The 12821-nt window shown below is 67.9% G+C and carries 4 protein-coding genes and 1 pseudogene; all 5 read right to left on the bottom strand.

Translation table 11 applies throughout. The annotated features are described in order from the left end of the window. Positions 1-3 precede the first annotated feature (3 nt). A complete protein-coding gene (gspG, locus tag ACCQ12_RS03790) occupies positions 4-435 on the bottom strand; it encodes a type II secretion system major pseudopilin GspG (protein ID WP_039408341.1) in 432 nt (143 codons plus the stop codon). 228 nt (positions 436-663) lie between these two features. Beyond that, positions 664-1881 carry a type II secretion system protein XpsF gene (gene xpsF / locus ACCQ12_RS03785; RefSeq protein WP_372382986.1) on the bottom strand — a complete coding sequence of 406 codons (1218 nt, stop codon included), beginning with the start codon at positions 1879-1881 and terminating at the stop codon, positions 664-666. A gap of 265 nt (positions 1882-2146) precedes the next feature. Further along, positions 2147-3874: a type II secretion system ATPase GspE gene (gene gspE, locus ACCQ12_RS03780; protein WP_184439412.1), complete on the bottom strand. Its 1728-nt coding sequence runs from the start codon at positions 3872-3874 to the stop codon at positions 2147-2149. Between the two features lie 130 nt (positions 3875-4004). Continuing rightward, entirely contained in the window at positions 4005-5888 is a 1884-nt protein-coding gene (locus ACCQ12_RS03775; RefSeq protein WP_184371632.1) for a S8 family serine peptidase, read from the bottom strand. 237 nt (positions 5889-6125) lie between these two features. Beyond that, positions 6126-12818, bottom strand: a pseudogene (locus tag ACCQ12_RS03770) (ESPR-type extended signal peptide-containing protein); the annotation flags it as partial. Positions 12819-12821 lie beyond the last annotated feature (3 nt).

Here is a 12821-nt window from a genome sequence, read left to right as displayed (position 1 = left end):
GGCTTATTGGTACTTGATGTCCGAATCGTAGCTGCTGCCACCGGGCTTGCCGTCCTTGCCCAGGCTGATCAGATCGAACGGCTGGCCATCGCCGGGCACGCGGTATTCGATGGTGTGGCCCCACGGGTCGTTGAGTTCCACCGGCTTGGCGTACGGGCCCAGCCAGCCGCTGCTGCCACCGGGCTGGGTCACCAGGTCATCGAGCTTGCCCGGCAACTTGCCGGTGTCGAGCTGGAAATTCTCGATCTTGCCGGCCAGGGTCTGGATCTGCGACTTGGCCAGATTGGCCTTGCCGCGATCGGCACCACCGAGCACGCGGCTACCGACCAGGGTGAGCACTGCACCGATCAGCACGATGACGATGATGATTTCCAGCAGGCTCATGCCGGCCTGGCCTGCGCGCGACGGACTACGGGTGATGGAGCGCTTGATCATGAACGATTTCCTTGCACGTCGATGAAGGATGCTGCCGCCAACAAAGGACACGGCGGCCATTGCATTGGTTCCCGCATGGGTGTCGTGCGGTCACCGGAAAGTTGTCGTGAAGCCGTTACTGCGGTCAGGGAGCTGTGCATTGCCACCGAAGTGTACGAGCGATGCGTACCGATGCCGAGCCCCGCTCGGGTCCGGCTGACGGCGCTGCAGCGATGTTGGTCATTGCGCTCAGCCGATCGCATTGGTGAGGTCATACAGCGGCACCAGCACCGAGATGATGACAAGCCCCACCACCGAGGCCAGCACCAGCGTGATGAAGGGCACCAATGCCGCCAGTGCGCGATCGATGGCTTGCGCGGTTTCCAGCTCGAAGGTGTCGGCGGTCTTGAGCAACATCGTGTCCAGCGCGCCGGATTCCTCGCCGACCTGGATCATCTGCAGCGCCAAGCGCGGAAAGCGCTTGCCACGCGCCAGCGACATCGCCAGGCCATGCCCGTTCTTGACGTCGTCGGCCGCAGTGGCCACATCGTCGACCAGCGCCAGATTGGACATGACATTGCGTGCGATGCCGATGGCCGCCAGCAACGGCACGCCATTGCGCAACAAGGTGCCCAGCGTGCGCGTCAGGCGTGCGGTTTCCAGCCGCGCGATCAGGCTGCCGACCACTTTCTGGCGCAGCAGCCACTCATCCAACGACGCACGAAATGCAGCGTTGCGGCGCTTGCGATCCAGCCATAGCCCAAGCACGCCGGGCACCACGATCAGCAGGATCCACCAGTCGCGCACCAACAGGCCGACGCTCAGCACCGCTTGCGTGAACCAGGGCAAGGCCACATCCAGGCTTTCGTACATCTGCGCGAACTGCGGCACCACGTAGCCCAACAGGAACAGCAATGCGCAGCCGACCACCGCCAGCAGGATCGCGGGGTAAATCAGCGCGTTGATCACCTTGCCCTTGAGCGCGCGGCTGCGCTCCAGGTAATCGGCCAGGCGTTGCAGGGTGTCCTGCATGCTGCCGCCTGCCTCGCCCGCACGCACCATGTTGATGTACAACTTGGAGAACAGGCCATGCTGGCGTTCCAGCGCCGACGACAGCGGCGCACCGCCACGCACGGTGTCGCGGATGTCGCCGATGACGCGCCGGCTTTTTTCGTCTTCGGGCAGATCCATCAGGATCGACAGCGCGCGATCCAGCGGCTGCCCGGCACCGATCAGGGTGGACAGCTGCTGGGTGAACTGCACCAGCGCCGCATTGTCGAACGGCTTCTTGCGCAGCAGCATGCGCAGCGATGGCGAGTCGTTCTCGCCGGTGGCCAGGCGTGTTTCCACCGGCAGATGGCCCTGCTCCTGCAGGCGCAACGCCACCTCGGCATCGCTGGACGCTTCCATCTGGCCGTCGAGCATTTCGCCATGGGCGTCCAGGGCCTTGTAACGGTAGAGGGGCATCAGGAATGACCGGCACCGGGGACCCGGGACACGGGACCCGGGAAACGCAGCACGATGCAGCACTGAGACTTGGCAGCGCGTTGGTCGGCGCATGCGGCCTCACCAACAGCGCCGTTGACGAGGCTGTTCCCGGGTCCCGACAGCAGCACTCCACTGCCGCACCGAAACGCGCCAGCGCCTTGGTCAGCGAATACGAAGCACCCCACTGCGCCCTTGCCTTGGCTGTTCCCGGGCCCCCGGTCCCGGGTCCCCGGTCCCGGCCCTCTCACGCATCCTCCGTGACGCGCAGGACTTCTTCGATGGTGGTTTCGCCACGCAGGGCCTTGGACAGGCCGTCTTCGTACATGGTGCGCATGCCGGCCTGGCGTGCGAGTTGTTCGATCTCGCCCATGCCGGCGCGGCGCATCACCGCACGCCGCAGTTCGTCGTTCATCACCAGAAACTCGACGATGGTGGTGCGGCCCAGGTAACCGGTGGGTGCGGCGGCGGAGGGGCGCGGGCGATACAGGTAGATCTCGCCCTCCGGCTGCAGGCGGCGCAGATCGAACTTGTCGATCTCCTCCGGCGATGCGGCATAGCGTTCGGCGTTGGCCAGGTCGAGTTTGCGGACCAGCCGCTGGGCCAGGATGCCGTTGATGGTGGAGGTCAGCAGGTAATCTTCCACGCCCATGTCCAGCAGGCGGGTGATGCCGCCGGCGGCGTTGTTGGTGTGCAACGTGGAGAGCACCAGGTGGCCGGTGAGCGCGGACTGGATCGCGATGCGCGCGGTCTCCAGATCGCGCATTTCGCCGATCATGATGATGTCCGGGTCCTGGCGCACGATGCTGCGCAGCGCATTGGCGAAATCCAGCCCGATCTGCGGCTTGGCCTGGATCTGGTTGATGCCTTCGATCTGGTATTCCACCGGGTCTTCGACGGTGATGATCTTGACGTCGGAGGTATTGAGCTGGCTCAACGCGGTGTACAGCGTGGTGGTCTTGCCCGAGCCGGTGGGGCCGGTGACCAGCATGATGCCGTGCGGCTGCTCCAGCACCTTGCGGAACTGCGGCAGAAACTCTTCGGTGAAGCCCAGCTTGTAGAAGTCGAACACCACCGTTTCGCGATCGAGCAGGCGCATCACCACGCTTTCGCCATGCGCGGTGGGCACGGTGCTGACGCGCAGGTCCAGCTCCTTGCCCTGCACGCGCAACATGATGCGGCCGTCCTGCGGCAGGCGGCGCTCGGCGATATTGAGCTTGGCCATGATCTTGATGCGGCTGATCACCGCGGCAGTGAGCTTGGCCGGCGGGCTCTCGCCCTCCACCAGCACGCCGTCGACGCGGTAACGCACCTTGAGCCGGCTTTCGAACGGTTCGATATGGATGTCGGAGGCGCGCAGTTCCACCGCGTGCTGGATCACCAGGTTCACCAGCCGGATCACCGGCGCTTCGGAGGCCAGATCACGCAGCGCTTCGATGTCGTCGTTGCTGTTGGCATCGCCATCGGCGGTTTCGACAATGGTGCCCATCGCGCTGCGGCCCTGGCCGTACCAACGCTCGATCAGATCGTCGATTTCCGAACGCAGGCCGACCTGCAGGAACAATGCGCAGCCGGTGGCAAGGCGAACGGCATCCACGGCGTAATCGTCGTAGGGGTCGGCGATCCACAGCTCCAGCCGGCCATCGCGTTCGCCCACCGGGCACAGATGAAATTGCTTGAGGAAGCGCAGCGACAGGCCCTGCACCTCGGGCAGCATTTCCGGCGGGGTATCGCCGAGTTGGCGTGCATCCACCAACGGCAGGCCGAGCACATCGGCGCAGGTCTCTGCGTGATCGCGTTCGGACACCAGGCCCAGACGGCCGAGCAGGGCCAGCAGGCCCATGCCTGACTCGGCCTGCAACTGGCGCGCGCGCAGCAGGTCGGAGTCTTTCAGACGACGGCGTTCAAGCAGTGCTTCGACGATGCGCGTTTCGGCACTTCGCTGCTCAATTGGATCGACGGCAACCGCGTTCACACTCGTCTCCACTGGTCCGGCGCCGACTGTAGCAGTTTGCCGCGACGATCAACCGCACGCATCTGAATCCCCCTGAAAAACGATGCCCCCGGTGATGAGCCGGGGGCATCGGTCACACTATTGCATGCGCTTACTGTCGCGCAACGAGCGTCACCTTCGCATAGGCCGACGCACCAACCAACTTGATGTAGTACGTGCCTGCCTTGGGCGCGGTGAAGCGCACGGTTTCGCTGTTGCCGGGGCGGGTCGACTTGGCATCGAAGCTGGTGGCGCTGGGCTCGGCTTCATGGCTGACGTACAGCGAGACGTCGCCGGTGCCGCCATAGGTCATGAAGCTCAGCACGGCGCCGGCCTTGGCCTCGAAGCTGTACAGCGTGGCGCTGCCGGCAGTGCCGCTCAGGCCGGTCACCGGCACCTTGTTGGTCAGGGCGATGGCGGTCGGCGCGCAGCTCTCGGTGGACGGGTCGCACGGCTCCACCAGCACCGCTTCCAGTGCGGCCTTGGCATCGACGATGCCGCTGCCGATCGGGGTGCTGGCCGGCGGGGTCACCGGGAAACGGCGGCTGGTCTGCTTGAGCAGGGCTTCCACCGCGGCCGGGGTCAACGGGCCATCGCCCAGACCGATGGACGCGCTCTGCACCAGCGCCACGACGCCGGCCACGTGCGGGGACGCCATCGAGGTGCCGCCCATTCCCATATAGATGTAGGAACCGGAGGTCGGCGTGGTCGCACCGTCGTAGCCGGCCTGCCAGATGTAGCCGCCCGGATTGCCGTCCACGCTGCCACCGCCACCCGGGCCGGACAGGTCGACCTTGCTGCCGTAGTTGGAGTAATAGGTGATGCCGCCAGTGATGCGCGTGGCGCCCACGGTAATGGTGTTGTTGCAGCTGGCCGGCGAATGGTTGGCTGCATCTTCGCCACTGTTGCCGGCCGCCACCACCACGGTGGTGCCGCGCGAGACCGCGCCATTGATCGCCAGCTGGGTGGCCGAGTCGCACGGCTCGCCGCCGCCCAGGCTCATGTTGATCACTTCGGCCGGATTGGTGTTGGCCGGCACGCCTTCGACGGTGCCGCCGGACGCCCACACGATGGCGTCGGCGATGTCGGAGGTGTAGCCGCCGCAACGGCCGAGCACGCGCACCGGCAGGATGGTCGCCTTCGGCGCCACGCCGGCCATGCCGATGCCGTTATTGGTGGCCTCGGCCACGGTGCCCGAGACATGGGTGCCGTGCCAGGAGCTCTCCTGTGCCACCGAGCCGGTGTAGCAGACGTTGTCGGCCTCTTCCCAGTCGCCGTAGTCCAGCGCGCCCGGCACGCGGGCATCGGTCGGGCGGCGCGAGACTTCTGCGTCGGTGATGAAGTCGTAGCCCTGCAGCAGGTTGCCGGCAAAGTCCGGGTGGCCCGGCAGGATGCCGGTGTCCAGCACTGCCACCACCACGCCGGCGCCCTGCGACAGGTCCCATGCCGCCGGCGCATTGATGCCGCCAGTCGGGTTGCTCAGGTGCCACTGGTACTGCGCGTACAGCGGGTCGTTGGGCACCAGTTGCGGGCTCACGTCGGTGGCCGGCACGTTCTTCTGGATGTCGATCGGACGCAGCATGCGGTCGATCTGCACGTCGGCCACGGACGGGTCGTTCTTCAGCTCCACCACCACCTTGTTCACCTGTGCGGCAGTCAGCGTGCTGGACAGCCTGATCAGGTCCGAACCGATGCCCAGCTTGCGCACATACGTCGCCTTGGCAGCGGCGGCAGCGCTGCGTGCGCCGGTGCTGGCGCCAACGCGGCCGACAGCGGCCTGCACGGCATTGAGCTTGCTGCTGCGATCGGTCGCAGCAGCAGTGTTGTCCTTGTAGCGCACGATCAGGCGGCTACTGAATGCGGCGCCGGCCGGAGCTGCCTGGGTCGGTTCCTTGACCAGCAGTTTCGGTGCGGCAGCCAGGGTGCCGGATGCACCCAGGGCCATCATCAGGATGGCGCCGGTCAGCGGGGTGAGGCGGAAGGTCTTGTCGATCACGGTGAAATCCTCTTCGTGTTTTTCGTGAATCAGGCTTGGAACGACGTCGGCAACGGCGCGCAGCCGTCAAACGGCCTGCGCTGTTGCTGTGGATCGCTCCTGGTACGGCCATCACTCCATGCGAATCCGTTGGCTGGCCTAGCCACGGTCCTTGCCCGCCCCCTCAGGCCTTGCCTTGCCGCGGCGGCGCATGTGCGCGCCGCCGCGTGTGATGCAACTGCGCGTGCGTGTGCCGCGTTACCAGCCGAAACCGGCACCCACGCCGATCGAGCTGTCGTCGCCGCTGAGCGCACCGCCCACCGTCAACGTGGCGCGCGGGCTGATCGCGCGCTGGTAGCCCACCGACAACGCCGATTCGCCGTTCTGGAACCCCACACCGGCACCGATGCGGTTCTGCGACGCGATGCCCGCCACGCTGGCAGACATGTTCAACATCGCCGAGCTCATCGCGCCCTGACGGTCCAGGCGGCGGTTCTGCCGACGCAGGCGGTCTTCGATATCGCCCTGGTAGCTTTCGAAGCTGTCGGCCATCGCGCTGTAGCGGCTGTCGGTGTAGCTGTTGGCTGCGGCAACCCCGCTGTCCAACTGCCCCTTGTTCACCGCATCGGTGGCGCGCACACCGGCCGCCACATTGGCCACCTGACGCTCGCCGCCGACGCTGCCCACCGACACCGTGTTGGCACGATCGGCCACCGAGCCCTGCCCCAGGGCCACCGCGCCCTGCGCACTGGCACGTGCGCCCTGACCGATCGCCGTGCCGGAGGCCGCGCTGACCTGCGCGCCCTCGCCCATCGCCACCGCATTGGTGGCCACCGCGGCAATCTGCGTATTGGCGCCCACCGCCGTGCTGCCATCGGCATTGACGCGTGCATTGCTGCCGATCGCCGTGTCGTTGGGGCCGTGCGCATACGCGCTGCCACCAATTGCAGTACCGGTGACATGGTTGGCCACCGCCGCAGTGCCGACCGCCGTGGACGTTGCCGCCGGCGTGATGCTGCCGACCACGGCGGCGGTGGGCGTGCCCTGCACGCCGCTCGTCGCCGTGGAGGCGCTCACGTTGCCCGCCGCATCGCTCGTGACAGTTGCGGCAACCGCGGGCACCGTTGCTGTCCGCAGCGACGCGGTGCCGGCCGTCGTGCCGGCAACCGCGCTGCCACCACGCGCATCCAGTTCGGTGACCTTGCTGTCCAGCGCAGTCAACGCCGCGCCCACGTTGTTGTAGCTGGCGCCTTGGATCACGTAGGTCGGCGCAACGAACACGCCCTGCGCGCCGATCGCCGCACCGCCGCCCAGGAAGCTGGCCGCATTGCTCAACGACTGGAACAGCTGGCCACCGTTGATGGCATCGGTGCTGGCATCGGCAATCGCACCGGCGCCCACATTGACGATGCGGCGCGTGGCCGGACCGCCGCGCCCATTGCCGCTACCCACCGACACCGTGTTGGCGTCGTAGGTGCGCGAGCCTGAGCCCAATGCCACCGAATCGGCGCCGCTGGCACCGGCGTTGGCACCCAATGCCACGGCATTGCTGCCGCTTTCACGCACGAAGGAGTTGTAGCCCAGTGCCACGCCGTTTTCGCCGATGGAACTGGTCTGACGGCCCATCGCAGTGCTGTTCACGCCGCTGGCGCTGCTGTCCACGCCCATCGCGCTGGCACCGGTGGCCGACGCGCGGCTGCCGGAGGCGATGGCCACACTGCGTGCGCCAGTGGCAGTGGCGCCCGCACCCGCGGCGGTCGCGCGGTCACCGGTTGCCACGGCCACGCCGTCGCCGGTGGTCTTGACCATGCCGCTGGTGGTTTGCACATCGGCCGCCAATGCATCCAGCTGGCCCTTGTTGACCGCATCGCTGGCGGTCTGGCCATCGCTGACGTTGACGATGCGGCGCGTGGCCGGACCGCCGCGCCCATTGCCGCTACCCACCGACACCGTGTTGGCGTCGTAGGTGCGCGAGCCCGAGCCCAACGCTACCGAATCGGCACCGCTGGCGCCGGCGTTGGCACCCAATGCCACGGCATTGCTGCCGCTTTCGCGCACGAAGGAGTTGTAGCCCAGCGCCACGCCGTTTTCGCCGATGGAACTGGTCTGACGGCCCATCGCGGTGCTGTTCACGCCGCTGGCACTGCTGTCCACGCCCATCGCGCTGGCACCGGTGGCCGACGCGCTGCTGCCGGAGGCGATGGCCACACTACGTGCGCCGGTGGCGGCGGCGCCCGAGCCGGCAGCGGTGCTGCGCTCGCCGGTCGCCGAAGCCACTGCATCGCCGGTGGTCTTGAACTTGCTGCTGGTGTTCTGTACATCGGCCGTCAGCGCATCGAGCTGGCCCTTGTTGACCGCATCGGTCGCCGCCTGGCCATCGCTGACGTTGACGATGCGACGCGTGGCCGGACCGCCGCGCCCATTGCCGCTGCCGATCGACACCGTGTCGGCTTCATAGGTCCGCGAACCGGAGCCCAGCGCGACCGAATCGGCACCGGTTGCACCGGCGTTGGCACCCAGGGCCACGCCGTTGACCGCGCTCTGGCGCACGAACGAGTTGTAGCCAACCGAGACCGCGTTTTCGCCGATGACGTTGACCTGACGACCGACGCCGGTGCTGTTGATGCCGGTGGCCGATGCATCCACACCGACCACGCTGGCGCCGATTGCATCGGCGCGGCTGCCGCCACCCAAGGCCAGCGTGTTGTCGGCAAGCGCGGCTGCACTCTGGCCCAGTGCAGTCGCATTGGCGCCGTCGGCATAGGAATTCCAGCCGATTGCGGTGGTGTAGTCCGCGGTTGCCCACGCACCTGCACCGAAGGCGGCCGCGCCGGTGCCGGACGCACGCGCCGGAATGAACCCGAAGAACGTGCTGCCGCCCACCGCCACGCTTTCGTCGCCGGTGGCTTCGCTGAATTCACCCACGGCCACGGCGCTGGCGCCGGAGGCCAGCGAGGCAGCGCCGACGGCGGTGCTGTAGTCGCTCGAAGCCACTGCGCCGTAGCCCAGTGCCGACGACAGGCGGCCGCTGGATTCGCTGTAGCCACCGAATGCGGCGCTGCCGACATTGGAGGCGGCACTGCGGAAACCCGCAGCGGTGGCCTGGTTGTCGGAGGCCACCGCTTCGCTGCCGAGTGCGGTGGTGTAGGTGGAAATCGCCTGCGCGCCGGCACCGTTCGCGGTGGCGCCGATATCGCTGGCCAATGCGTTGCTGCCGACCGCGCTGCTGTTTTCGCCCACTGCTTGAGCGTTGTTGCCCACCGCTACCGCGCCGATGCCGCCAGCCAACGCGGCGACGCCAACTGCGGTGGCGTTGTCGACCACTGCCTGCGCCCCTGCGCCCAATGCGGTGGTGCCGGTACCGGTGGCATTGGCGCCCTCGCCTGCCGCCAACGCGTTGTCGCCTTCCACATACGCGCCGGCGTCGCTGTCGTCGCTGCCGCTGGCCTGGAAGTACTTGCCGGTAGAGGCGCCGGCTTCGGCAACCGCGTTGAGCTGATCCAGGTTCACCGCGTCCGTGCCCTGCGTGCCGGCTGCCACGTTGGTGATCTGGCGCTCGTTGCCGGCACTGCCCACCGACACCGCGAAGTCGCGATCGGCTACCGAATCGGCGCCCAACGCCACGCTGCTTTCGCCGGTGGATTCGGAGAAATTCCCCAGCGCGGTGCTGTTGAGGCCCGGCGCCCACGCTGCGCCGCCGAGTGCCGTGGAGAAATCGCCGGAGGCTTCGGTCGGCAACAGGCCGAGCACCGCACCGCCGACCGACACGCTGTTGTAGCCACTGGCCACGCTGCCCTGGCCGGCCGCAACGCTGTAGGCACCGGTGGCGGCTGCATCGCTACCCACGGCCAGCGTGTTGGAACCGCTGGCCGTGCTGAAATTACCCAGCGCGGTGCTGTTGAAACCGCTGGCGGTGGAATAGCCGCCCAAGGCGGTGGTGTAGTTGCCGGTGGCTTCGGCACCGAAGCCGAAGGCCGCCGCACTGGTGCCGTTGGCGACGCTTTCCGCACCGACCGCGGTGGCCGACTCGCCGCTGGCGCTGGCGAAATAGCCCATCGCGGTGGATTCGCTGCCTTGCGCTTCGCTCAACGCGCCGACCGCCAGCGAACCATCGCCATAGGCGCCTGCCGCTGCGCCGAGCGCGGTGCTCTGTGCGCCGGCTGCTTCGCTCTCGCCACCCACGGCCACCGCGTAGTCACCGCTGGCCTGGCTGAAGGCGCCATTGGACACGCTGCCGAAACCGCTGGCCGCGGCGTTGTAACCGGCCGCATTGGCGTACTGCGCCGTGGCGCTGGCACCGCTGCCGATGGCCACCGCACCGATTGCGGTGGCCTGGCTGCCGGCACCGAACGCGCTGCTGTAATCGCCGTCCGCGGTGGCATTGGAACCGGCCGCGGTCGCGTCGTCGCCCTGTGCGAGGGCGGTGCCGTCACCGGTGCCCGCGTACAGGCGCGCGGTATTTTCCGCAGCGCCAGCCACGGCGTTGAGCTGATCGAGATTCACCGCATCGGTGCCCTCGGTGCCGGCCGCAACATTGGCAATCTGGCGCTCGCTGCCGGCCGTGCCCACCGACACCGTGTTGGCGCGATCGGCGACGGCGCCTGCACCCAGCGCAACGCTGTTGTCGGCAGATGCCAGCGCGCCGCCGCCGAGGCTGATGCTCTGCGCGCCCACCGCAGTGGCTTCCCAGCCCAGCGCGATGCTCTCATCGCCAGTCGCGCTGGATTGGCCACCGAGCGAAATGGCACGCGGGCCATACGCATTTGCATAGGTGCCCACCGCAATCCCGCCGGTATCGGCCGCAAACGCGTTCGCGCCCACTGCCGTGCTGTCATCGCCATAGGCCACACTTTCGGTACCGATGGCGGTGCCGCCGTTACCCCATGCCACGCTGGCAAAGCCCAGCGCAGTCGATGCGCTGCCGTTGCCGATGCTTTCGTAACCGATTGCCGTTGCACCACGCCCGTTGGAAATGCTGTTGCCGCCGATGGCAGTGCTGAAATATCCCGATGCATTGCTGTCGCCGCCGAGCGCAGTGGCGTAGTCGTCGCCGGCACTGCTGTTGAAACCGATCGCAGTGGCATTGGCAATGCTGGCGTTGGCATTGCTGCCGACCGCCGTGGTGCCCAGCGCGGAGGCCTGGCTGCCTGCACCGACCGCAATGGCGTCGTCGCCCGACGCGTTACTGGTGTTACCCAGCGCAACGGTGCGCTCGCCGAAGGCACTGCTGCTTGCGCCGATCGCGGTGGATGCGCTGCCACCGGCGGCCGCATTGGCACCGAAGGCGGCGCTGTCATCGCCGAACGCGACGCTTGCGCCGCCCACGGCCGTACTGGTGTCGCCGAAGGCCACGCTGCCCACACCCAGCGCAGTGGAATCGGCACCGTTGGCGATGCTTTCGTAACCCAGGGCGGTCGCGCCGCTGGTGGTGGCCTGGCTTGCGCCGCCCACTGCGGTGCTGGACTCGCCCGAAGCGCTGCTGTTGCCGCCGAGCGCGGTGGTGTTTTCGGCGATTGCGGCGCTGTTGAAACCCACCGCCGTAGCGTTGTCGGTGGTGGCATTGGCGCCACTGCCAACGGCGGTTGCGCCCTGCGCAGATGCCGCGCTGCTCGAACCCAGCGCGGTGCTGTAATCGCTGAAGGCCGATGCATTGGAACCGGCAGCGACGCTGTCGACGCCTTCTGCAACGGCGGCGCCATCGCCGGTGGCGACAAAGGAACGCGCGGTGGTGGATGCAACGTCGGACACCGCGGTGAGCTGGTCGAGATTCACCGCATCGGTGCCCTCGGTACCAGCGGCCACGTTGGTGATCTGACGCTCATCGCCGGCCGCGCCCACCGATACGGTGTTGGCGCGCGTGGCGACCGAGTTGGCACCCAACGCGACCGAGTTGGCGCCGCGTGCAGTGCTGTAGTAGCCGAGCGCGGTGCTGAGTTCGCCGCTGGCCCAGGATTCCGGGCCAACCGCGGTGGCGCCTTCGCCAGGTGCGTAGGCGAAGTAGCCCACGGCGGTGGCTTCGGTGCCGGAGGCTTCGCTGAGCGTGCCGACGGCCGTGGTGTAGGTGCCGGATGCGATCGCACCAGCGCCGAGCGCAGTCGCCGCTTCGCCGCTGGCCTGGGTCTGCACGAAGAAACCCAGGCCGGGGATGAGGTCCACCGGGCCGCCGACAGCGGTGCTGCTGGTGCCGCTGGCGCTGGTCTGCGTGCCCACGGCAGTGGCGTAATCGCCGGCCGCATTGGCCACCGCGCCGAACGCGGACGACTGCGCACCGGCCGCATACGCGCCGACGCCGAACGAGGACGCGGCAAAGCCATCGGCATTGGCGCTGGCGCCAACCGCGGTTCCGCCGACGCCGGCGCTGGTGGCGCCGGTATCGACCGGCACGCCGCCGTTGGTGATCAACGGCTGGCCGTCTTCGTTCACGGCCGCGCCGCCAACGGCCACGCTGGCCGGGCCAGTGGCCTGTGCGTTATGGCCGAAGGCCGCGCTGTTCTGGCCCGATGCCAGTGCATTGAACCCCACTGCCGTTGCGTTCTCGGCCACGGCATTGGCGCCACTGCCCAGCGCGGTGGCGGCGGCACCCACTGCATTGGCGCCATCGCCTGCAGCCAGGGCGCGCTCGCCTTCGACATAGGCGCCGACGCTGTCTTCGCCCGGGCTTGCCTTGAAGAACGTTGCGGTGTCTTCGGCCACGTCGGCCACGTCGCGCAGCTGCGCGACGTTGACCGCGTCGGTGGCGTTGACGCCGGCGGTGACGTTGGTGATGCGGCGCGTGGCCGGACCACCGCGGCCGTTGCCGCTGCCCACCGACACCACGTCGTCTTCGTGGGTACGCGAGCCTGCGCCCAGCGCCACGGAATTTGCACCGGTGACGCCGGCATTGGCGCCCAGCGCCACGCCGTTTTCGCCGGCCTGACGCACGAAACTGTTGTAGCCGATGGCCACGGCGTTTTC

This window comes from Xanthomonas sp. NCPPB 1068 (genome assembly GCF_041479385.2).
In the GTDB taxonomy this organism is placed as follows: Bacteria; Pseudomonadota; Gammaproteobacteria; order Xanthomonadales; family Xanthomonadaceae; genus Xanthomonas; species Xanthomonas cannabis.
The sequence above is the reverse complement of the archived record's forward strand: the minus strand, read 5'-3'. Positions and strand labels throughout refer to the sequence as shown.

What these genes read in the sequence shown, in the direction of transcription:
- gspG (WP_039408341.1), bottom strand. Translation starts at nt 435, where the DNA reads ATGATCAAGCGCTCCATCACCCGTAGTCCGTCGCGCGCAGGCCAGGCC.
- xpsF (WP_372382986.1), bottom strand. Translation starts at nt 1,881, where the DNA reads ATGCCCCTCTACCGTTACAAGGCCCTGGACGCCCATGGCGAAATGCTC.